The following is a 22,208-nucleotide window of genomic DNA, read 5'->3' as shown; positions in this document are numbered from 1 at the left end:
TTTTTACACGTATAAACAAATTAAATATTCCGCACTCAGGAATATTTTTTTTATTTAAAATTTAATGAATTACATTTTCGTACATATCAGTATCCTTTTATGTATTAAATAGTATGGATGCGAGTGAGAAATTGTTAAAATAACGAATTTAAAAAGTAGGTTCTAAACTAGATTTTAAACAAATTTGCCGACTAATATTTCATAATTTTTACCACAACGTCCACCAATTCAAATCTTTTCGCATTGTTAGTCCAGTCTAATTTTGTAAATTAGCTGTTCAAAACTATTCAACGTCTTACAAATGATAAACGAAACGGAAAACTTGGGAATTCTGCAAAAAGGGCAGATTGGTCTCATTACAGGATTGGCAAAAGATTGTGGACGAGAAGTTAGACAAAGACTCCTTGATCTAGGTTTTGTTCGAGGATCCGAAATTAGCGTACAAAATATTAGTCCACTGGGAAATCCAATTGCTTATAATATTCACGATACCCTAATTTCGCTTCGGAATGAAGACGCCGTAAAAGTTTTAATAGAAGTTAAAAAAGATATATGAGCGTAAAAACTGCTTGCGATACTTGCGAACTAAACCCGTCCACAGAATTAAAAAAGATGGGTATTTCTGTGGGTAATTCTGATTACACCATCGCTTTAGCCGGTAATCCAAACACAGGAAAAAGTACGGTTTTCAACGCTTTAACTGGGTTAAAACAACATACGGGAAATTGGCCCGGAAAAACAGTTGTGCGCGCTGAAGGAAATTTTTCTTACCAAGATCAAAAATATAAAATCGTAGATCTGCCCGGGACGTATTCATTATTATCAACTTCTGAAGATGAAGAAGTGGCGAGAGATTTTGTGCTTTTCGGACAGCCAGATGTTACGGTTGTGGTAGTTGATGCAAGTAGATTACAACGAAATCTAAGTTTGGTTTTACAGATTTTAGAAATTACGAATAACGTGGTGCTTTGTCTTAATTTAATGGATGAAGCGCGCCGACATAACATCACTATCGATGTTCGAACATTATCAAAAGATCTAGGAATTCCCGTGGTGCAAACAAGTGCGAGAAGCAAAGAAGGAATTCCAGAATTATTGTCCGCAATTAAAAAAGTTGCAGAAGGAAGTTTTGAAACACATCCGAAAAAATTGCTACAATTATCAGATGAAAGTGGAAAAGCGATTTCGGAAATAGAAAATCTGCTTCTATCACTTGATCCTCAACTTCAAAATTCAAATTGGATTGCTATCCGATTGTTAGAAGAAGATGAAAGCATTATCAAAGCTTTTCAAGAAAATAGATTGTCTTCTGAAATAAATACCGACAATTTAAACCCGATACTTAAAAAGGCGGAATTCTATCGAAATAAATTGGGAGATGATTATCAGAATGATTTGGTAGAAAGTATTTATGCCAAAGCCGCTAAATTGGTAAAAGGTTCCGTCTCCTCTGATCAAACTAAACAATCTTTCCGTATTGATCGAGCTATTGACAATGTGGTGACGCACCGCATTTGGGGCTTCCCAATTATGTTTTTAATGCTTGGAGCGGTGCTTTGGGTAACAATTATAGGCTCTAACTATCCTTCTCAACTATTGGCCAGTTTACTTTTGGATCAATTACATCCTTTCCTTAAAACCGGGGCAGAAAATTTGAGTTTTCCTTGGTGGTTAAGTGGTTTTTTAGTTGACGGTGTTTATCTTGCAACTGCGTGGGTTGTTGCGGTAATGTTGCCTCCAATGGCTATATTTTTTCCGCTCTTTACTTTGCTGGAAGATTTTGGTTATTTACCCAGAGTGGCTTTTAATTTAGACCGAATGTTTAAAAAAGCTGGAGCGCATGGAAAACAGGCACTTACCATGAGTATGGGATTTGGATGTAATGCAGCGGGCGTGGTAGCCACTAGAATTATTAATAGTCCTAGAGAAAAATTGATTGCGATTATTACCAATAATTTTTCCCTTTGTAATGGAAGATGGCCCACGCAAATTATTATTGCCACCATATTTTTAGGTGTTTTGGTACCGAGTAAATGGGCTGGAACAGTTTCTATGTTGGCGGTTATTGGTATTGCAATTTTAGGAATTGCCTTCACATTTTTCACTTCTTGGCTGTTGTCCAGAACTTTATTAAAAGGTGAATCTTCATTTTTCACCCTAGAACTTCCACCCTACAGACCGCCAAATGTTTTGCAAACAATTTACACTTCATTAATAGACAGAACGCTCATTGTTTTGTGGCGAGCGGTGGTTTTTGCAGCTCCAGCCGGAGCAATAATCTGGCTGATTTCCAATATGATGATTGGTAATCAAAGTATTGCGATTTGGGTAATTCAGGGATTAGATCCTTTTGGAATGTTTATCGGATTAAACGGCGTTATATTATTGGCATACATCGTAGCAATTCCGGCCAACGAAATTGTAATTCCTACGATACTCATGTTAACCACTTTAACGATCGGTGATGCTGCTGTAGGCGCTGGAGCTGGAGTAATGTTTGAAGGAAGCGAGTCGGAAATTGCTAATCTCTTGCGTGCAGGTGGTTGGACAACTTTAACAGCAGTGAATTTAATGTTGTTCAGTTTGCTTCACAATCCTTGTAGTACTACAATTTATACCATTTATAAAGAAACCAACAGTAAAAAGTGGACTTTCGTGGCGACGATGTTACCCGTACTTTATGGTTTAATTGTTTGCTTTCTAGTGGCGCAGATCTGGAGATTTTTGGCTTAATTTCTTTTATCAAAAATTTGTTAGACGCTAATTCAAATAAAATAAAGAGCGGTAGAGGCGAATTCAAATTGCCAAAGTTGGAACAAAAACATTTAGTGTAAATTGCACTTAAAATAAATACGTTTGCAATGAGAGTGGATAAAATTGGACTTATAATTCTTACGAGTTTTTTGCTCACCTCCTGTGTAGTTTCTACCGTGGCAAAAGTGGTGACCACAACGGCTAAACTTGGATATTCTGTGGTGAAAGGAACGGTAAAAGGCGTGAGTTGGGCCGTAAAAAAAGCGGAAGGAAAAATTGATGAAGACCGACTGAATGGTACCTGGAAAGTAGTGGGGGTTTACAACGGAACTTTTGAGCAGTTTTCTCAGGATCAAAATCCGGAAAATAATTTTAAGACTGAATGTGCGGAAGGTTCGGATCTGATTGAATTTAAATCCAAGAGAAGTAAATTTAAACCCATTTATTGCGAATCCGATGAAGAGGACTGGATCAAATACAAATACGAGTTTGGAAAAAATCCCCAAACAAAAGAGAAAGAAAATTATTTTAAATACAATTCCAGCAATTACGTTTCTATCATCGACGTAACGAGTAAAACGATGGTTTTGGAAGGGAATTTAATGCAGAGATACGCCTTTACAGGTGGGAAACTATTCTTGTTTGAAAAGGTAAAATAATAAATTGCGTCACTAGAAACTTTTGGAAATAATTTAATAAAAGCTTAATTTTGGCACGTGCATTAACGAATTCAAAAATTAAACTGAACGACGGACATGCAATTTTCGGTAATTATTTTTGCTTTGCATTAGATAATTTTTGTACCTTATCAGACAATCAAAAAACAAACAATATATATGGCGGATTCTTTCTCCAAAAAAGAAAACTTTAAGAAAAAACTTGCGAAGCAAAAAGAAAAAGCAGCTCGCCGAGAAGAGCGCAAAGACAGCAATGACAAAGGCAAAAGTCTGGATGACATGATTATGTATGTAGATGCAAACGGTCAATTTACCAGTACTCCACCTGACGCTAATAATAAAAACGTCATTGATTTAAACAGTATTCAGCTAGGCGCAGCTCCAATTGAAGCGGAAGAAGTGATCAAACAAGGTACCGTTACTTTTTTCAGTGAAAAAGGGTACGGATTTATTACTGAGGAAAAAAGCAAAGAAAATATATTCTTCCACAGCAATAATGCGACAGAGATGATTAAAAAAGGAAATCGCGTTTCCTTCGAAGTGGAAAAGTCTCCCAAAGGACTATCTGCAGTAGACATTAAAGTGGTTAAGTAAACTAGATAAAAAGCTTCATTAGAAGCTTTTTTTTTGCCTTAAATCTAAGTTATACGATGCGCGATTCAGAACTGCATTAATTAAAACTGAATTTTATTTCCATTGGATTTTTACAATAATTTCATTTCTCCTATTCAACAATTGATACGGCGCGCTGTAACCTAAAAAGCGAAAGTTCCCCAAATATTCAATTTTGTTGGCTTTCAGGGCGTCTTCCAATTTCTCAGCATACTTTTTAAGGTCGGCATCATTTGCATAACCTCCAAACTGAATCGCAGCCACATATTCTTCTGCTGAATTCTCAATCTTGATTTCAGAATTATTGGGTTTTGGCAGATTATCTTTATTATATTCTGAAGGCATTACAAAACTCATGGTTGACTTGAAATTATTAATATCCATATGAACTGGCGACGTCATCGCAATACTTTTATTGGATTGGTTACCGCCAAAAATAAAGGAGGCCAATTTTTTAAATCCCGAAGAGGATAATTCTTTGTAGGATTTTGCATCCAGGGAAACGGTTGCCATTGTAGCGGAAGGATAGAATCGGATTTCAAAATCTTTTTCTTTTTTAAGCACCTTGTAAGGTTGGGTTTCAGTTTTTGCCATGGTAAAATAAATTGGAATAATAAGTAGTACTGCGGTTACAAGCGCGGATATTAGGAGCGAAATTTTCATTTTCCGTATTTTTTAATGTAAAACTTAAAAAAATATTGATAAAGATACGGTCCATCAAGACATTTAAAATTAAGTAAATATCTTAAAACGTTTTAATGAGAAATTTTTTAACATAAAATAAGTAGCGATTTTAGAAAGGAAAAAGATAATACTAAGGTCTTTTATGTTTTTCGCGAGAAATGATTTTCTCTTTTTCTCGGTCTATCATAAGATGCGCGATCAATTCTGCAGAGGATATGCGGCTTTCTTTATTCTCAGCTAATTTTCGCTTCAGTCTATCTTCCGAAATGTCCATCCGGTAAAGAATGCTTAGTAAACGATTGAAATCATTGAGGATAAGATCATTGAGGAAAGAGACCAAATTTTCAAAATGGTACTCGGTAGATTTTTCAAGGCCAGTTTCGCCAATTTGAAGATTGTTCACGACGGCGAGAAGTGCATGCTTATTTTCCATTTTTTTAGAATTAAAATTCGTAATAAAGATGCGCATATTTAGCGATAGAAATTCAGAAATAATATTTCCTAACAGTTAAAAAAAGTCTCCATTAAATTTCAGAATTCAAATTTTCAATAACTTGAATAACTTCAAATCGCTTTAAACTATTTGCCACTCTTTCGACAAATTTTCCTAAAGTTTCGTCGGCAACACTATTCAGAAATTCATTTAATAAAATACAATTTTTATAAAATCTCTTTTTACGCATTCAAAATTAATCCTTTTCCCCAATACATCTCCTAAGTTTGATTGTGGAAAATAACGACTACTTATTATTTATTAATTATCTTGCACTCTTTAAATTTAATTTTCTGTAATAATTATGCATTATGAATGTGATTCAACGAAACAACGTTATTAGCAAAGGAAACGGAACGCAAGTGATGGTATTTGCACATGGATTTGGGTGTGATCAAAACATGTGGCGTTTTGTTGCTCCTGCTTTCGAAGAGGATTATAAAGTTGTTTTATTCGATCATGTGGGTGCGGGAAATTCTGATTTATCGGCGTACTCCTCAGAAAAGTATTCACAATTGGAAGGATATGCGGAAGATATCGTGGAAATGTGCGGAGAAATGGAATTGAAAGACGTCATTTTTGTAGGTCATTCGGTAAGTTCAATTATTGGAATGATTGCCTCCTTGCAAAAACCAGGTCTTTTTAAATCATTAATTATGGTAAGTCCCTCGCCGTCCTATATCAACGAGGATGATTATGTGGGTGGATTTACAAAAGAGCAAATCACTGAACTGATGGATTCCCTGGACAATAACCATTTGGGTTGGTCTATGACCATGGCTCCGGTGATTATGGCAAATCCAGAACGTGGAGAATTAGCAGAAGAATTGTCCAACAGTTTTTGCCGAAGCAATCCCGAGATTGCGAAAGAGTTTGCAAGAACAACTTTCTTTTCAGACAAAAGAGCGCTTCTTCCCGAAGTTGGTATTCCTACGCTGATTTTACAGTGTTCCGAAGATGTCATCGCCCCCGAAGAAGTGGGCATGTACATGCACGAAAAAATTAAGAAAAGTCAATTTGTTTTGATGAAAGCAACCGGACATTGCCCCAATCTCAGTGCACCAGAAGAAACGATAACAGCCATGAAAGCATTTCTCTCATGATGCCGGATTTACCAGAACAGAAGGGTTTTCTAGAGCAGGAAGCGAATCAATTTTTTGAGGAATCATTCTCTGGTTTCCTCATCGCTGACGAGAAAAACAGAATTATTCGAAGCAACAAACGCGTGTCTGCCTGGTTAGGAATTTCACCTGAGGAAATAAAAAGCAAAAAGATTTCCGACATTCTGTCTATAGGAAGTAAAATTTATTTTGAAACCCATCTTTCACCCCTTCTAAAAATGCAGGGCTATTTTGAAGAGATCCTTGTAGAATTAAATGGTGCAGCAGGTAAAAGACTTAAGATATTGATCAATGCTAAAGAATCTGCTTCAAAGGAAGACGGATTAAAACTGATTTACTATACACTTGTAGAAGCTTCGGATCGGGTTCAGTTTGAACAGAATCTGCAGCATGGAAAAAGTAGGGCGGAAAAGGAGCTTGAAGCCGAACGTGAAAATGTAATCCTAAGAGAACAACTGATTGCCGTTTTGGGTCATGACCTGCGGAATCCACTCGGAGCAATTAGCATGACTGTAGGTCTTTTGGAACGTTCAATCAAAGATGAGAGACAAAAAAAATTGCTTCAAATTTTAAAGCGAAGCAGTTATCGAATGAATGAGTTGATCGGGAATGTGATGGATTTTGCGCGCACGCGACTGGGCGAAGGAATCGTGATCTCACCGCGGGAGATTGATCTGAAACCTGTACTTGAGCACGTGGTGGAAGAATTGAAATTCTTGTTCCCAGATCGGAAAATTACTGTAGACATTGCTTTGCCTGAGCCAATCCATTGCGATGCCGACAGAATTGCACAGCTCGCCTCCAATCTTTTAGCAAACGCTTTAACGCACGGTAATCCCCAATCGCCGGTATCTTTTACGGCTAGTAATGAAACAAATAAATTAGAACTTTCTGTGGCCAATGATGGTGAACCCATTCCTGAATCATTGCAGGCCATTCTTTTTACACCCTTCAAAAGAGAAGGCAATCGTCCGAGCAAAAACGGATTAGGTTTAGGCCTTTACATTGCAGACCAAATTGCAAAAGCCCATGGTGCAAATTTATCGTTTACTTCAAATGAAGAAGAAACGCGTTTTATTTTTGCAATGGAGTGTTAAAATTAAGAGGCTTTAATGATGGCACCCATACTTTTTTCAGTCAAGAGAGATACAAATTTATTAATGACAAAAACGAAAGAAAATATATTTTTCGAGAGCAATAATGCAACAGAGATGCTTAAAAAAGGAAATCTCGTTTCTTTCGAAGATGATCAATCTCCCAAACTACTTTCTGCAGTAGACCTAAAAGTGATTTAGTAAATTAGATAAAAAACTTCGAAGCTAGCTTTTTTATTTTATCTATTTTATGATTTGATCAGACTGTTACTCCTAAATCCGATGCGAACATTGACTAATTGTTTCATATTTCCTTTATAAAATGGATAGGAGAAAAAATAATCGCTATTATAAAATAAGTTCAGGATTTTTAGAGTTGCTTTAAGCCAGCCCTCATGAAAGGCACAATGGGTAGCGCGGTTACTATTTTAAGATCATCCCAGATCGTACTTTCATTACCTAGAAATTTTAAAATATCTTCGGGCGAGCGTTTTGAAAACATCGTTGAAAAAATTTCTTTCCCTTCCATTTTTCCAGACAGAATAACTTCCAGTAAGGTTCGGTCATACCACTCGTATCGCTTATCATCAAACGATTTTTCTGGATTAGGATTTTTTTGCTGCACTAAATTTTCTACAATTTGCGCCGTATTTTTCTGCACAAACTGAAAAGTATAGCCACTACTTGCTTTGGTGTAACCGCCCGCTGTTCCAATGTTGATGATGCGATTAAAAACATCGCTATTCCTTTCAAACTTTGCAAGAGACATTGGTATGATTCCAAACTCGGTATGGGTAATTTCGTAATCCGAGATTTTGAGATTATTTTTAATATAATGCCTCAAAGCCGTTTGATATTCTTCTTTTGGCAAAACACTTTTACTGAATAAGGTGTACTCTACCAAAGCCTCCGTGGAGCTCGTTGGCAAAACATACATGAAGGTGGCGCCATGTTTTTGATCTAAGGTAAAGTCCATTAACGTCCCAACCTTTGCATCGAAAGTGTCTTCTTTCGTCTTAATCACCCAACCCGTAAAATGTTGAAGCAATGAATTTTCCTCGGTAATCTTCGGATTAAAAAGAGAGGTTGAATTGAATAAATATTCAGATTGGTACCTATTCTCCGCCGTTTCTACGGTAGCCTCAATTTGGTCTGAAGTAATTCCTTTTATATTTTCATTTTTAAAAGTCACATTTTCAAAACTGGCAGCATACGAGAGGACGAACTCATAAAAATCTTTTCCCTGTATCATTTTGTAGCGATACTTTTCCAACTCAAATTGGCGTGTAAAGTCAGAATTTTTAAAGATCAAAGATTTCCATTCATGAGTGACCACTGATTCAAAGAGACCTTTCCCCTCCTCCCAAAAACACCAGGTTCGATCGTTTTCATTTTTCTGAACCCGATCGATAACCAGGATTTTTTTAGATTGTAAAACCGGATCAAGAAGCAGTCGGTAAAGTAAACTCAACCCGGCACACCCAGAACCGGCAATGATATAATCGTATTTTAAGTCCGTAGCTGTCATATTTAGTAAGGTAGTTATTATGCTATAAAATGAAGTTCAATATAGGGCAAGTTATTTTGCGAAGCAACAGCTAAAAACTATTTCAGAAATAGTATTTTGAGTTGAGTTTACGCCATTTGAAAAAGCACTTAAAAATGAATGGTTTTGAGACTATTGAAAATGGTCATTGAAAGTACGCATCCTCGTTATCAATATTTTCCAGTAATTCTTAAATTTACTTTAAAAAAATACTGCAGTTAAACAAATATTTTAAAGTTGCGCTACTTTACTCCCGCCCTAAACATTTACCAAATCGTTATCCGATCCTTTTCTGGTAAAAACATTTGATCGCCATCCTGAACATCAAATGCATTATAAAAAGGTATGCTGTTCATGAGTGGCCCATTAACTCTCCAACTTGGTGGGGAATGCGGATTGGTTTTAATCCACAAGCGTAAAAATTCATCCTTCATCTTCACTTTCCATATTTTTGCCACAGAATGAAAGAATCTTTGATCTGGGGTTAAACCATCAATTTTTGTAGTGCTCTGCCCTTCTTTTGTCGTTTTGAAAGCATCATAGGCTACTGCGATTCCAGCAATATCGGCGGTATTCTCTCCCACCGTCATAGCGCCATTAATAGGTAAATTGTCTAAAGCTGTAAATTGATCATACTGGTTAATAACTTGCTGTATTCTTGATTTAAACTGCGTATAATCGTCTTTCGTCCACCAATCTTTCACATTGCCTTCTTTATCATATTGAGTACCTTGGTCATCAAAAGTAGGCGTCAGTTCATGTCCGATCACCCTTCCGATACCATCATAGATTTTACTATCATTTTAATTAATGCTGGATCCACATCCATTTCTACTCTCTGTAACAAAAGTTACACACAATTAAAATCCATTACCTATTTTTGCGTCCATTGTGAAAAGTAAATCCTACATAGCATTATTTTTATTCTTTATTTTTATAGCGAAGTTTCTTGCTGTAGATGCTCATGGGTTAAATGTGGTTTTTCATAGCGATAAAATCACCTTTATAAAACAGGATTGTAAAAAGAAAAATCTGAAGATAAATGAAGATGGCACTACAAATATCGCTTCTAAAATTCCATCAGATTTAAAAGTTTTTACCATTACGAGTCAATGTCATTCTACCTATTTATTTCAAACATTTAATTGGAATCCTGCAAAAGCGGAAATTTCAATCACTCGATTTTCTTTTAATCTACCCACATCAAAAAATTCCTTTTTTGATTCTTTGAAGAGGCCTCCCCGCTTTACCTAGCAATATTTCATCATTAAGCATTTTTTTTAATTCTTTCATCTATATCTATAGTGTTAGCAATATGCTTTTGCAGCATAGACGAAAAAAACAATCTTTAATTTAACAATCATAAAATGACTACTACTATTTCTATTAATCGTCGTTCTATCCATCTTTTGCGGATTTTAGTAAGCGGGATATTTATAGTCGCTGGCTCAACCCACCTATTTCAATTGGAAAAAACGGTGAAAAAGATTGAGAATGCGAATTTTAAAGGGATTGCCTACTTATTTGGCGAACCTCATTGGCTCATCATTGCATCAGGACTTGTAATGCTTGTGGCGGGTTTGCTTTTTCTTTTAGGCAAAAAAACAAAATTAATGGCGATCATCTTAATTTCCATTCTAATTCCCATCACACTCACGGTACAAGTGGGACAAATCACTACGCTTGGACCTCTATTTAAAAACATCGCCATTCTTGGCACACTGTTATTCTTTGTAATAAACGACATCAACTCACAATTAAATAATTCAAAATGAAAAAAATACTCATTAATGCACTTCTGTTAATCATAAGTTTATTTGTAACCTCAAAATTAAACGCTCAAAATACTACTATGAATAAAACAAATTATGTTGTACTCACCAAAAATGTGCAGCAACTTCAACCGATCATCATCACTGCGCAGGCACTTAAAAAAGAACAAGGAAATCTATTTGGCGACTTTCAAGTTATTATCTGCGGAAAGGGAATTGGCGACATTACCGATCCCGAAAAAATGAAAGATTTCGTAGAAAAAGCCGAAAAATCTGGTGTAAAAATAGTTGCTTGTGGCTTTTCACTCAACAAATTTAAAATCGATAAAACAAAAATTCCAAAGGAAATAAAAACGGTGGAGAATGGAATACTACATAATTTTCAGCTTCAAAATAAAGGATACAAAAGTTTAAGTTTATAAATCGCCGATTAATTTTAAAAATAGAATCAATGGAAAGTACAAAAGCAATTACAATGAATAATAAAATAGAAAATAAAGAAAATACTTCACAAAAAGCTTGGATCAAGTTTGCTATTTATGCTGTTATAGCAATAGTTTTATACACCACAGGCTATTACAAAGATATTATGGGCTTTGCGCAACGTGGAATGCTCGCAACTGGATTATTGAATCCGAATGTGGAAGAAATAACATCGGAGCGAAATTCTGAAAATTCAAATTCCGCAGCAATCGCCGCCGAAAATCCAGCAGACTTATCTTTAAAATTGATGGATAGAAACGGTAAAATAGTAACATTAGAAGATTTAAAAGGTAAAGTTATTTTTATGAATTTTTGGGCAACCTGGTGTCCGCCGTGTATCGCGGAGATGCCAAGCATTGATAAATTACATGAGGACATGGGTGAAGATGTCGAATTTGTGATGCTTTCTTTGGATGATGATTTTGAAAAAGCAAAGCAGTTTGATGACAAAAAAGGTTATGATTTACCCATCTATACTTTAGCGGGTGAACTTCCGGCAATGTACCAAAGTTCAGCAATTCCGACTACTTATATAATTGATGCCAAAGGAAATTTAGCGCTTACGCACAAAGGAATGGCGGATTACAGTGATCCGGAAATTAAAAAATTTCTTGAAAGTTTGAAATAATATTTGTTTAAAGGCAAATACTTTTACAAAATTTATTTGCCTTTTTTAATTAAATTTAAAGAATATGAAATTAAATATATTGTTCATCAATGATATACACGGCTATCTAGGGCCACATCCTGAACTTTTTTACAACAAAACTGGCGAATATATTGAAACGGTCGGTGGCTATACTTCTATCGCAGGATATGCGGAAAAAATTCGTAGAGAAAATCCGCACACGCTCTTATTTGATGGTGGAGATACTTTGCACGGCACAAAACCTGTGATAGATTCTGAAGGAAAACTGCTGATTCCTATTTTAAATACAATGAAATTGGATGCTTTGGTGGGACATTGGGATTTTGCTTATGGGCCTAAAAAATTGAAAGCAATCAGTGAGAATTTTAATTTTCCGGTGTTAGGCTGCAACGTCTATCAAGAAGATAACAGCCTCTTTTTTCAGCCTACTCAAATATTTGACCAAGGAGATGTAAAAATTGGAGTCATTGGGATTTGCGCTATGATCGTGGATAAGGTGATGCCTGAAAAAATGAGCAAAGGTTTAAAATTTACTTCCGGCGAGGAGGAATTGCCAAAATATATTTCAGAATTGAAACAAAGAGGTGCAGACATCATTATCCTACTCTCGCACAACGGATTTCCGCAAGATATTGATCTTTTAAAAAAAATTAACGGAATTGATATTTGTTTAAGTTCACATACACACAACAGGATTTATGAACCCATCATTGTCAACGGTGCAAGAATTGTTCAATGTGGATGTCATGGTGCTTTCATTGGGAATTTTAGTTTAGAAATTCAGAATAAACAAATTCAGAAATGTGATTTCGAATTGGTAAAAGTAGATGAATCTTTACCTAAAAATGAGGAAATAGAAAAAATAGTCAGAAATGCGCTGCAACCTTATCAAGAAATTGCAACAAATGTGGTTGGCAAAACTGATGAAATTTTGCACAGATATGATGCTTTAAATTCAAAGATGGATAATCTTCTGCTTCGCGCAATTGCTCACGAAACCAAAACTGAAATTGCTTTTTCTAATGGATGGCGTTACGGCGCCCCAATTCCCGAAGGTAATATTACAGAAAATGATCTTTATAATATGGCTCCGATGGATCCGCCAGTTTCAACCGTTGAATTGACAGGAAATGAGATTAAAATAATGCTGGAAGAAAATCTGGAGCGTACTTTTTGTTCGGATCCACTGAAGCAAATGGGCGGTTATGTGAAACGTGTTTTTGGTTTGCAGATCAATATGCGAATTGAAAATCCAAAAGGACACCGCATTCAGGAAATATATTTCGGAAATTCTCATCTTGATGCCGAAAAAACGTATAAAGTAAGTTTCATTACTACGCAGGGAGTTGCCAAAAAATATGGAAAAAACCGTCAAAAATGCGAAGTAAAAACCATTGAAGCTCTTAAAAATTATCTTCAAAAAAATCCCAACTTCAGTCCTTCAAAAATTGATAGTTTTAGATTGGTTTGAGAAAATTTAGTACAATAAAACCGGAATTTTAGTGAAATCCGGTTTTATTTTTTAAAAACATCAAAATAACTATTTAAAATTTTCCACGTCGTCACCCAGATCAAAGACCGTTGCGCCGGGTAACTTATTTTGCAGAATACTACTTCCCGCAGCACTTCTGTAACCGCCTGCACAATGTACCACAATCGGTTTATCTGTCGGGATTTGAGTGGCTGTATCTCTTAGATCACTTAGAGGATGCGTCAAAGCATTCTTGAAAAATTTACCCTCGTTTGTTTCCGTTTGGTTGCGAATATCTACAATGGTATAATTTTCCGGATGATTTTTAAAGTCTTCTAAATCCAGTTTTTCAGTAGTGTTTAGATTTTCTTTTGGTAAAGTAATAACTTCTTTTACCATGGTTTCATACCCGATTTTTGCAATCCGGTTCAGCATCTGCACTTTATCTTCTTTGGAATCTACCACCAAAGTGAATTTTTCTTCAGGTTTAATAATGGTGCCCAACCAAGTTTCGAATTTCTGCGTATCTGTACTCGCCTGGATATTAATACTGCCTTTTAAATGTCCATTCTTGAACTTTTCTTCCGCTCTTACATCTACTATTAAACCTTCTACACTTGAATTTTCGTTAAAAGGAATATTTGCAAGTGAATCCTTTACATTTTTTGCACCTCCTTTGTTAATATCTACATTAAAAACAAAATAAGCCGGAATGATGGGTTGGCCGTCTAAAATGGTTTCCATGAATTCTTCCCTAGATTGTTTCTTGAAAGCCCAATTATGTTTTCTTTCATCGCCCAAAGTGCTGGTTGCTGCGTCGCTTAAATTTTTCCCACACAAGGATCCTGCGCCGTGAGCTGGAAATATGATTGCTTCGTTAGGTAAATCTGTAAACTTCTGGGTGACGGTCTCAAACATCATCTCTGCTAATTCTTCTCTTTCCGCCGTAATATTCCCTGCTTTTTCCCGCAGATCTGGTCGGCCAACATCCCCTATAAATAAAGTGTCGCCGGTAAAAAGTGCAATTTCTTCTTTATATTTTGCAACGATTGTGATGCTGTCTGGCGAATGTCCGGGTGTGTTAAGTGGGGATATTTGAATCTTCCCTAAAGTCAAACTGTTTCCTTCGTCGAAGGTTTCGTGAGGATATTCTGCGCCCAACTTTTTACTGATGTATATTTTTGCGCCCGTCTCCTTGTGGATTTGCAAATGAGAGCTCACAAAATCCGCATGCGGATGTGTTTCAAAAACAGCAACTATATCTGCGTTATTGGCTTTTGCAAAATCGTAATATTGTTGTGGATCTCTTTCCGGATCTATTACGGCCATTTTTCCTTCGCTTATGATGGCGTAAGAATAATGGGATAATGGTTTGTATTCAAATTGTTTAATATTCATAACTTATACTTATAGCAAAATTAAAAAAGTATTTTTTCTTTACCTGTAACTTTTGATACCTAACTGAGTTTTAAAAGTGACCATTTATAATAATAGTTCTTTGCTTAAAATGTAAGCGCCCTTATTAAGACGAACCAACCAAAACTCTTCTTTAATTTTTTTCCGTCCATCAATTGGGTTAAATAAATCCCCATAAATATACCAATAATAGCAATAGCAGAAAATGATAGTAAAAATTTCCAGTCTATTAAAACTTCACCTACATCTCCTAAAAACCCCAACAATGAATTGATTGCGATAATGAAAAGTGAAGTTCCTACTGCTTTTTTCATAGGTAATCCCGCCATTAAAACAAGAATGGGTATAATGATAAAGCCGCCACCTGCACCTACAATACCTGTAATTAATCCTGTTAAAAGCCCGAGAATTGATAATTTTAATTTTTTATTTTGTGCGCTATCTTCATTATCTTTTAGAGAACCAATATTACTTTTTATCATTGATACAGAAGCGATTAGCATTAAAATTGCAAAAAATAACATTATTGCGATATTTTTCGTCACGGCAAAATCTCCTACACTAAAAATGACTTCTGGAATAAGAGGAACGATGAATTTCCTGATGGTGAAGACAGAAATGACTGCCGGAACGGCAAAGGTAAAAGCTGTTTTGTAATCTACTAAGCCTTTCTGTACATTTTTTCCCGCGCCAATCAATGAAACACTTCCTACTACAAAAAGCGAATACGCTGTGGCTGTAACAGGTTCTATGCCGAGAAGGTATACGAAAACAGGAACCGTAAGTATGGAGCCACCACCACCAATTAATCCTAAAATTACACCAATGATTAAAGCGCCGAAATATCCGAAAACGATTACCAAATCCATATTCATTTATTTTTTGCAAAATTAGATGATGAGATTCTAGTAAACCGCAACTATTGTTACACAAGGAAGTTTAATGCAGTAGGTATTTTATACTATTTCTATTTAATTCAACCTGCTTTTGTTTTTCCAATGTTTTCAGCAAGCGGGAAATTACGACGCGAGATGTATTTAAATCATCCGCAATTTGTTGATGGGTACTTTCAATAATATTGGTATTGGATATTTTAACTTTATTTGCTAAATATTTTAGCAAACGCTTATCCATATTTAAAAAAGCGATACTATCTACCGTATCTAAAACCTCCATAAAGCGATTCTGATAACTTTGTAAAACAAAAGCCCGCCAGGTTTTATATTTTGCCATCCATTCATCCATTTTCTGGACTGGAATCATAATTAAACAAACCTCTGTTTCTGCGATAGCTCTGATTTCACTTTGTGCATTCCCGATGCAGCAGGTAAGAGTCATGGCGCAAGTATTGCCTTTCTCTAAAAAGTAAAGTAATAATTCATTGCCATCGTCATCTTCTCTCAAAATTTTTATGATACCAGAAACAAGTAGTGGCATAAATTTCACGTTTTCGGCGATATCAATTATGATATCTCCTTCCATAAATTCTTTTTGAAAGCCTGTAATATTAATTTCCTGAAGCAATTCTGGTTCAAAAACAGATTGAAAAAATTGTTGGAAATCAGTCGTCATCATTTGTTAATTTAAATTCAAATATAAAGAAATATAACATTCCAAACATGACTGTATCGAGTGCTGAAGGAAATGTGTATTTATTTCCCAATACAGAATTTTGAAAATATATTCCCCAAAACCTCATCATTCGTAAACTCCCCGGAAATCTCCCCCAACTGCTCCAATGCATTTCTCAACTCATACGCCAACAATTCGGTGTGAATCCCAGAACTCACCGCTTCCTCCACCTGAAGAACAGATTGCAGCGATTTCTGCAACGCATCAAAATGTCTTTGATTCGTAATAATCACATTGCTTTCCTGATCTTTCAAATTCTCCACGTAATCAAGCAAAACCGTTTTCACGGCTTCAATTCCCGTTTTGTCTTTAGCGGAAATCCTCAGTAACTCCTCACCATAATCCGGAAACAATTCCAGCTTTAAAGTCGAATCAAATTCGTTTGGAGTTTCTTCGTTGGTGAGATCCACTTTATTATGAACCAACACAATTTTCAGATCCTCACGGTGGAATTCCTTCACAAAAGCGATCACTTCTTCCGTCGTAGAATCCTGCTCATCGTAGAGATACAACAGCACTTTCGCCGAGGCAATTTTCTCCTTCGCTTTCGTTACGCCAATTTTCTCAATGATGTCCGTCGTTTCCCGAAGTCCCGCCGTATCCACAAACCGAAAAGCCGTTCCTTTCAAATGGATCACTTCCTCAATCGTGTCACGCGTGGTGCCTGCAATTTCAGAAACAATGGCTCTTTCCTCTTTCAGCAAAGCATTTAGAAGCGTCGATTTTCCGGCGTTCGGTTTCCCGATAATGGCGACTTCTACTCCATTTTTCAGTGCGTTTCCGTATTGGAAACTCTCAATCAAAGCACTCAGTTTTTGTCGCAGGTTGAGCAGCAATTTATTCATGGCGGTACGGTCCGCAAATTCCACATCCTCTTCCCCGAAATCCAGTTCCAGTTCAATCAGCGACGTAAAATTCAGCAAGTCATTTCTTAAAATTGAGATCTCATTTGTAATTCCGCCTTTCAACTGATTCAATGCCACTTTCCGCGACGCCTCATTTTCCGACGCGATCAAATCAGCAATCGATTCCGCCTGCGCCAGATCAATTCTGCCGTTCATAAAAGCACGCATCGTAAATTCCCCGGCTTTCGCCAGTCGCGCCCCGTTTTTCACTAAAACTTCCAGAATTTTCCTGGCAATATGCGGCGATCCGTGAAAAGATATTTCCACAGAATCTTCTGCCGTAAAAGTTTTCGGCGCGTGAAATACGGAAACCATCACTTCATCGATCACTTCCGTTTGGTTGACAGTTGACGGTTGATGGTTGATAGTTTCTCCAGCTTCAAATAATGTTTCATTCTGAATTTCTGCTATCTCTTGTCTATTATCTATTATCTTTTCTCTTTCCTCTTGATTCTTGGCTCTTGGCTCTTGGTTCTTTCCGTCAACGATATACCCATAGTGAATGGTGTGCGTTTTCACCTCCTCCAGATTCTTACCTTCAAAAATTTTGGCTGCAATTTGAAAAGCCTCGTTACCAGAAATTCTTATAATTCCAATAGCTCCAACTCCGTTTGCCGTGGCGATTGCACAAATAGTATCTTGATTCATGCCCCAAAATTACGGAATTATTCCTGTCCCGATAGCTATCGGGATAGGAGCACCACGATTTCACTTTGTTCGAAGATTGTACCCGTTTTCCGCTGTATCCCGCCGCGGCGGGGATGCCGTTCCCATCGGGGCTAGGTTGAAGGGGATGATTTGTTTTTGAAGTTGTAATATTATATTAACTTTATTTTAACTTTAGTACAATGTTAATATTTGAAAAATTGATTTTTATATAATTAGATTTTGATTTTGCATATTTATAAATTTGTTCGTATATTTGCATACTAAAAGTAGCATATCATTATGAAAGTAGTTTCTTTATTTGCGGGTTGCGGAGGTTTAGATTTAGGACTTGTTAAAGCAGGGCATAAAATCGTATTAGCAACAGATTTTGATAAAGATTGTAAGGTTACTTACGATAATAATTTTGATCATAAATTACTTTTAAAAGATGTAAAAGAGTTGAAAGGAGAAGAATTGCCTAATTACGATATTTTAACTGGTGGTTTTCCATGTCAAGGTTTTTCGGTCGCAAATCAATATAGAGATGTAAAGGATGAAAGAAATGAACTCTATCTTCAAATTGTAAGACTCTTAAATGAAACTAATCCAAAATATTTTTTAGCAGAAAATGTTCCTGGAATATTAAGTCTTGGAAAAGGTGAAGTTGTTAATCAAATAATGAAAGAGTTTTCAGAAATTGGCGTTGATGAAGGTAAGTTAGGTTATGAAGTTCATAAATATAAATTGAATGCTGCAGATTATGGTGTTCCTCAAGGAAGGAAAAGAGTAATATTTCTGGGTATTTCTAAAGAAATTGACAAATCTAAACGAAGAGAATTATTTGATAATTTTCCCCCTCCAAAAACAAATAGTGATAAAATTGGGGATAAACTACCACATCAAAAAACTTTGAAGGAAACAATCAGTGATTTACCTGATCCCGACTCTATTGAAGCTTCAAAAGTTAAAAATCATTACGGAACCAAACATAAAGTTAAAATTAATGGTTATATGGGAAATCGTAAGTTGTCTTGGAATAAGCCGGGGCCAACAATGGTTGGTAGAGGCGGAGGAACAGGAGGTCCAGTTATTGCTGTTCATCCAAATTGCGAACGACGATTTACGGTTAGAGAAACTGCAAGAATACAATCTTTTCCTGATAATTTTGAATTCTTCGGTTCTACAAGTTCACAATTCAGACAAATCGGTAATGCAGTAGCAGTTGATTTTGCTTATCATTTAGGAAAAATTCTAAAAGATTTTGAAGATGGTAGACTAAGCGTAAAAGTCGAAAATCAACTTGCATTTAATTTTAAATAAATTTATTATAAGAGGAATAATTATACCGTAGACTTATACGATTTATTAATTTTTTTTCTTGGTAATTTTTGCAATTTCCACAATTTTACATCTAGGCGAACCGCTTGTAATTCTGTTACAGATTATACTTTCCAAATTGCTAATTGGTTTATAACCTTTATCCTTATGAACTAGTATTAATTTATAATTATGAAACACTCCACGTACAATCTGATTTAATTTCTCTTGCAAATTTGCTTCATCAAATATTTGAATTTCATCTGAAATCATACTTAGAACATTCAAATGACTGTATATTTCAATTCCACCTAATATCTTTAATTTTTCTTCTACGGGCACTTTTTCTATGGTCAAAATTCTGAAAGCATCTAATAAATCATATTCGTTTTTTTTTCCTGTAATTGACGAATGTAATGATATCGTTTTTTTATCTTTAATAATAAATTTCTTCAAAATTTCAATTATATCATTTGCTTTGATCAAATTAGAATGTGAAACTTCGTTCTTTCTTAAACCATCCAAAAGCGATATAGTAGATCTACCACTATTATCTTCTATCTTATCTATACAAAGTTTAATTTGCTGGTCTATTTCTGAATCAAGCAGATGATCTTTTAAATAAAGCACTACTTCTACGATTTTAATTACGGCACCGATAATGAAATTATAAGAGGTACTAATTTCAACACCTAATCGGAAACTACTATCAGAATCAAGTTTTTTTACTTCCCACTTTTCACCTAATATCTCCAAATCATAGCCAGAGTTTTGTCCTAATGGAACTACATTATATTCTGCAGCTAACTTTTCCTCTCCATCACCAACGGCTCTTTTTGAAGTTTCAAAAGGCACTCTACTCGATTTTGCTGTCCAATTATTCCATTCATCATTTTGATAAAATTTTATTGATTTATCTGCTTTCTTGATGCTCATATTAAAATGTTAATATTTTTGGAATACTTGTTTCTAGTGCAATTGCAATTTTTTCAATATTTAAAAGTGTAATATTTTTTTCCGCTCTTTCAATCATTCCTATATAAGTTCTATGAACGTCCGCAATATGTGCTAACTGTTCTTGGGACAAACCCTTAGAAATCCTAAGTTCTCGAACCCTTTCTCCAAACTTTAAAGAAATAATTGATTTTGTACGCATATTGCTAATTTTAGTATACAAAAATAGGTTTAAAACAAAATTTTTGCAACCTACTAAAGTTAGCAGCCAATCAATTATTTTAAATTTTATTTAACTTACATATCGAAAAATGAAGAGATTTTGATAATGATAATGTGTTCAAATTTTTTTATCTTTAAAATTATCTAAGAAAAAGCAATGCGCGCAATCCACATCACAAAATCCGGCGGACCAGAAGTTTTACAATTACAGGAAACTCCAAAACCAACACCGACAGAAAACCAAGTTTTGATTAAAGTAAAAGCCGCCGGAGTCAATCGCAGCGATATTATCACGCGAAAAAACACAAACACTTATGGCAAAGGTTCGCCAAACACTTTAATTCCCGGCTTAGAAGTTTCGGGCGAACTCACAGAAATCGGTTCAGCCGTAAAAGATAAAAAAGTGGGCGACAAAGTTTGCGCACTCATTTCAGATGGTGGTTATGCCGAATATGTGGCGGTCGATAGTGCGCACTGTCTTCCCATTCCCGAAGGAATCAGTTTGACGGACGCGGCGGCAATTCCAGAAACGGTTTTTACGGTTTGGTTCAACGTCTTTCATTTGGGCAAACTTCAACCGGGTGAAATAGTATTGATCCATGGCGGAACCAGCGGCATTGGAACCATGGGTTTGCAAATGGCAAAAGCGTGGGGCTGCAAAACCTACACCACCGCCGGAACTGATGACAAGATCGATTTCCTCCAAAAAATGGGCGTGGACAAAGTCATCAACTACAAAAAAGAAGCTTTTGAAGAAGTCCTAAAAGATGAGAAAATTGATGTCATTTTAGACATGGTCGGTGGAGATTACACCCAGAAGAATCTCGAGATCCTGAATAAAAAAGGCCGCCTTATTTACATCAACGGCATGAAAAGCATGGACGTCAATATTAATCTGCGCACCATTATGGCAAAGAATCTCACGGTGACAGGAAGTTTTCTAAAACCCCAAACCGCCGAAGTAAAAACCCAGATCGCCAAAGACGTGGAAAAAAATATCTGGCCGATGTTTGATTCCAAAGAAATCCATCCTATTATTTACAAAACCTTTCCGCTCGCAGAAGCCGCCGATGCCCACCGATTGATGGAAAGCAGCGAACATATTGGGAAGATTTTATTGACGATGGATTGATGGGTTGATGTGATAATGTGGCAATTTGAAAATGTGTTAATTCGGAAATTTGGCAATTTGAAAATGTGCTAATTTGAAAATTTGAAAATGAATTTCAATACGGCATCAGAAATGGAAGCGTTAAGAAAATTAGAAGTTGAGATCCTCACTTCATTTCGCTTTGCAAAATTCCGTTCTGAACGACAAAATTCTTATTAAATAAAAAACACTAAACTATGACTAATAAAGAAAAAGCAAGGGCGTTTTCAAACGGCGAATTTGAAACTGTACTCAACTTTATCGCAGAAGATGCGGTCTGGACCATTATGGAAGAAAATACTTTCAGTGGAAAAAAAGCAATCGGTCAAAACTGTGAGCAAGTTGCTTCGTACTTTAAAACCGTAATTACAAAATTTGAAACACTGAATATTATCGGAGAGGATAAAAAGGTAGCGGTAAATGGAACTGCAGAATTTTTTAAAAATGGTAAATCAGTTTCTTTTATTTCTGCCTGTGACCTCTACGAATTCAATAAAAAAAACGAAATTCAAAAAATAACTTCCTACTGCATTCCGAGAATTGAAAAAAATTAACAATAGCCGATTTCAGATCTCCTGACTATATCTCTTCATCTATCATTTGAAAAA

At 35.8% G+C, this 22,208-nt stretch carries 23 protein-coding genes and 1 pseudogene; 14 read left to right on the top strand and 10 right to left on the bottom strand.

The features are described from left to right. The first annotated feature begins 301 nt into the window (after positions 1–301). The 4 genes from RCH13_RS01175 (at position 302) to RCH13_RS01160 (ending at position 4,025) form a co-directional block, all read left to right on the top strand. On the top strand, positions 302–556 hold the full coding sequence (locus RCH13_RS01175; protein ID WP_326985375.1) for a FeoA family protein: 255 nt from the start codon (positions 302–304) through the stop codon (positions 554–556). Next, positions 553–2,733 (top strand): ferrous iron transport protein B, encoded by a 2,181-nt coding sequence (gene feoB, locus RCH13_RS01170; RefSeq protein WP_326985374.1) that lies wholly within the window; start codon positions 553–555, stop codon positions 2,731–2,733. Before RCH13_RS01175 ends, feoB begins: the two co-directional genes overlap by 4 nt. Before the next feature lie 128 nt (positions 2,734–2,861). Next, complete coding sequence (locus RCH13_RS01165; protein WP_326985373.1) at positions 2,862–3,413, top strand: hypothetical protein; 552 nt, start codon at positions 2,862–2,864, stop codon at positions 3,411–3,413. 177 nt (positions 3,414–3,590) lie between these two features. Beyond that, the gene (locus tag RCH13_RS01160; RefSeq protein WP_326985372.1) at positions 3,591–4,025 is read left to right on the top strand and encodes a cold-shock protein; all 435 of its coding nucleotides are present in this window, start codon (positions 3,591–3,593) and stop codon (positions 4,023–4,025) included. 93 nt (positions 4,026–4,118) lie between these two features. On the opposite strand, the gene RCH13_RS01155 is transcribed toward RCH13_RS01160, so the two are convergent. After that, positions 4,119–4,706, bottom strand: a complete 588-nt coding sequence (locus RCH13_RS01155; RefSeq protein WP_326985371.1) for an SOUL family heme-binding protein — start codon at positions 4,704–4,706, stop codon at positions 4,119–4,121. A 151-nt stretch (positions 4,707–4,857) separates the two neighbouring features. Then, positions 4,858–5,160, bottom strand: a complete 303-nt coding sequence (locus RCH13_RS01150) for a hypothetical protein (protein ID WP_326985370.1) — start codon at positions 5,158–5,160, stop codon at positions 4,858–4,860. Positions 5,161–5,531: 371 nt separating this feature from the next. On the opposite strand from RCH13_RS01150, the gene RCH13_RS01145 reads away from it, so the two are divergent. The 3 genes from RCH13_RS01145 to RCH13_RS01135 all read left to right on the top strand — a co-directional run bounded on the left by RCH13_RS01145 (position 5,532) and on the right by RCH13_RS01135 (position 7,636). Next, on the top strand, positions 5,532–6,323 hold the full coding sequence (locus RCH13_RS01145) for an alpha/beta fold hydrolase (protein WP_326985369.1): 792 nt from the start codon (positions 5,532–5,534) through the stop codon (positions 6,321–6,323). Beyond that, a complete protein-coding gene (locus RCH13_RS01140) occupies positions 6,320–7,438 on the top strand; it encodes a PAS domain-containing sensor histidine kinase (protein WP_326985368.1) in 1,119 nt (372 codons plus the stop codon). The genes RCH13_RS01145 and RCH13_RS01140 overlap by 4 nt, the downstream gene beginning before the upstream one ends. 63 nt (positions 7,439–7,501) lie before the next feature. Then, on the top strand, positions 7,502–7,636 hold the full coding sequence (locus tag RCH13_RS01135) for a hypothetical protein (RefSeq protein ID WP_326985367.1): 135 nt from the start codon (positions 7,502–7,504) through the stop codon (positions 7,634–7,636). A 169-nt stretch (positions 7,637–7,805) separates the two neighbouring features. Here the strand turns inward: RCH13_RS01135 and RCH13_RS01130 are convergent, their stop codons facing one another. Beyond that, positions 7,806–8,963 carry a lycopene cyclase family protein gene (locus tag RCH13_RS01130; protein WP_326985366.1) on the bottom strand — a complete coding sequence of 386 codons (1,158 nt, stop codon included), beginning with the start codon at positions 8,961–8,963 and terminating at the stop codon, positions 7,806–7,808. Positions 8,964–9,247: 284 nt separating this feature from the next. Continuing rightward, complete coding sequence (locus tag RCH13_RS01125) at positions 9,248–9,760, bottom strand: M13-type metalloendopeptidase (RefSeq protein ID WP_326985958.1); 513 nt, start codon at positions 9,758–9,760, stop codon at positions 9,248–9,250. Positions 9,761–10,348: 588 nt separating this feature from the next. On the opposite strand from RCH13_RS01125, the gene RCH13_RS01120 reads away from it, so the two are divergent. The 4 genes from RCH13_RS01120 (at position 10,349) to RCH13_RS01105 (ending at position 13,356) form a co-directional block, all read left to right on the top strand. After that, positions 10,349–10,756: a DoxX family membrane protein gene (locus tag RCH13_RS01120; protein ID WP_326985365.1), complete on the top strand. Its 408-nt coding sequence runs from the start codon at positions 10,349–10,351 to the stop codon at positions 10,754–10,756. Continuing rightward, positions 10,753–11,175: a DsrE family protein gene (locus RCH13_RS01115; RefSeq protein WP_326985364.1), complete on the top strand. Its 423-nt coding sequence runs from the start codon at positions 10,753–10,755 to the stop codon at positions 11,173–11,175. Before RCH13_RS01120 ends, RCH13_RS01115 begins: the two co-directional genes overlap by 4 nt. Positions 11,176–11,204: 29 nt before the next feature. Next, the gene (locus tag RCH13_RS01110; protein WP_326985363.1) at positions 11,205–11,864 is read left to right on the top strand and encodes a TlpA family protein disulfide reductase; all 660 of its coding nucleotides are present in this window, start codon (positions 11,205–11,207) and stop codon (positions 11,862–11,864) included. A 64-nt stretch (positions 11,865–11,928) separates the two neighbouring features. Then, positions 11,929–13,356: a bifunctional metallophosphatase/5'-nucleotidase gene (locus RCH13_RS01105; RefSeq protein ID WP_326985362.1), complete on the top strand. Its 1,428-nt coding sequence runs from the start codon at positions 11,929–11,931 to the stop codon at positions 13,354–13,356. Positions 13,357–13,425: 69 nt separating this feature from the next. On the opposite strand, the gene RCH13_RS01100 is transcribed toward RCH13_RS01105, so the two are convergent. The 4 genes and pseudogenes from RCH13_RS01100 to mnmE form a co-directional block, all read right to left on the bottom strand. Then, positions 13,426–14,754 carry an MBL fold metallo-hydrolase gene (locus tag RCH13_RS01100; protein ID WP_326985361.1) on the bottom strand — a complete coding sequence of 443 codons (1,329 nt, stop codon included), beginning with the start codon at positions 14,752–14,754 and terminating at the stop codon, positions 13,426–13,428. 84 nt (positions 14,755–14,838) lie between these two features. Further along, positions 14,839–15,641: pseudogene (locus RCH13_RS01095) on the bottom strand (sulfite exporter TauE/SafE family protein). A gap of 70 nt (positions 15,642–15,711) precedes the next feature. Beyond that, complete coding sequence (locus tag RCH13_RS01090) at positions 15,712–16,254, bottom strand: Crp/Fnr family transcriptional regulator (protein WP_442784606.1); 543 nt, start codon at positions 16,252–16,254, stop codon at positions 15,712–15,714. 170 nt (positions 16,255–16,424) lie between these two features. Beyond that, positions 16,425–17,957: a tRNA uridine-5-carboxymethylaminomethyl(34) synthesis GTPase MnmE gene (gene mnmE, locus RCH13_RS01085; protein WP_326985359.1), complete on the bottom strand. Its 1,533-nt coding sequence runs from the start codon at positions 17,955–17,957 to the stop codon at positions 16,425–16,427. 300 nt (positions 17,958–18,257) lie between these two features. Between mnmE and RCH13_RS01080 the strand changes: the two genes are divergently transcribed. Beyond that, entirely contained in the window at positions 18,258–19,277 is a 1,020-nt protein-coding gene (locus RCH13_RS01080; RefSeq protein WP_326985358.1) for a DNA cytosine methyltransferase, read from the top strand. Between the two features lie 45 nt (positions 19,278–19,322). Here RCH13_RS01080 and RCH13_RS01075 read toward each other — a convergent pair whose 3' ends face one another. Further along, the gene (locus RCH13_RS01075; protein ID WP_326985357.1) at positions 19,323–20,210 is read right to left on the bottom strand and encodes a hypothetical protein; all 888 of its coding nucleotides are present in this window, start codon (positions 20,208–20,210) and stop codon (positions 19,323–19,325) included. Position 20,211: 1 nt separating this feature from the next. Continuing rightward, positions 20,212–20,430, bottom strand: a complete 219-nt coding sequence (locus tag RCH13_RS01070) for a helix-turn-helix domain-containing protein (protein WP_326985356.1) — start codon at positions 20,428–20,430, stop codon at positions 20,212–20,214. Positions 20,431–20,607: 177 nt separating this feature from the next. On the opposite strand from RCH13_RS01070, the gene RCH13_RS01065 reads away from it, so the two are divergent. Continuing rightward, positions 20,608–21,582, top strand: a complete 975-nt coding sequence (locus RCH13_RS01065) for an NAD(P)H-quinone oxidoreductase (RefSeq protein WP_326985355.1) — start codon at positions 20,608–20,610, stop codon at positions 21,580–21,582. Positions 21,583–21,797: 215 nt separating this feature from the next. Next, a complete protein-coding gene (locus RCH13_RS01060) occupies positions 21,798–22,154 on the top strand; it encodes a nuclear transport factor 2 family protein (protein WP_326985354.1) in 357 nt (118 codons plus the stop codon). Positions 22,155–22,208: the final 54 nt, after the last annotated feature.

This window comes from Chryseobacterium sp. MP_3.2 (genome assembly GCF_035984805.1).
GTDB lineage: Bacteria > Bacteroidota > Bacteroidia > Flavobacteriales > Weeksellaceae > Kaistella.
This window is presented reverse-complemented; position numbering and strand designations above follow the sequence as displayed.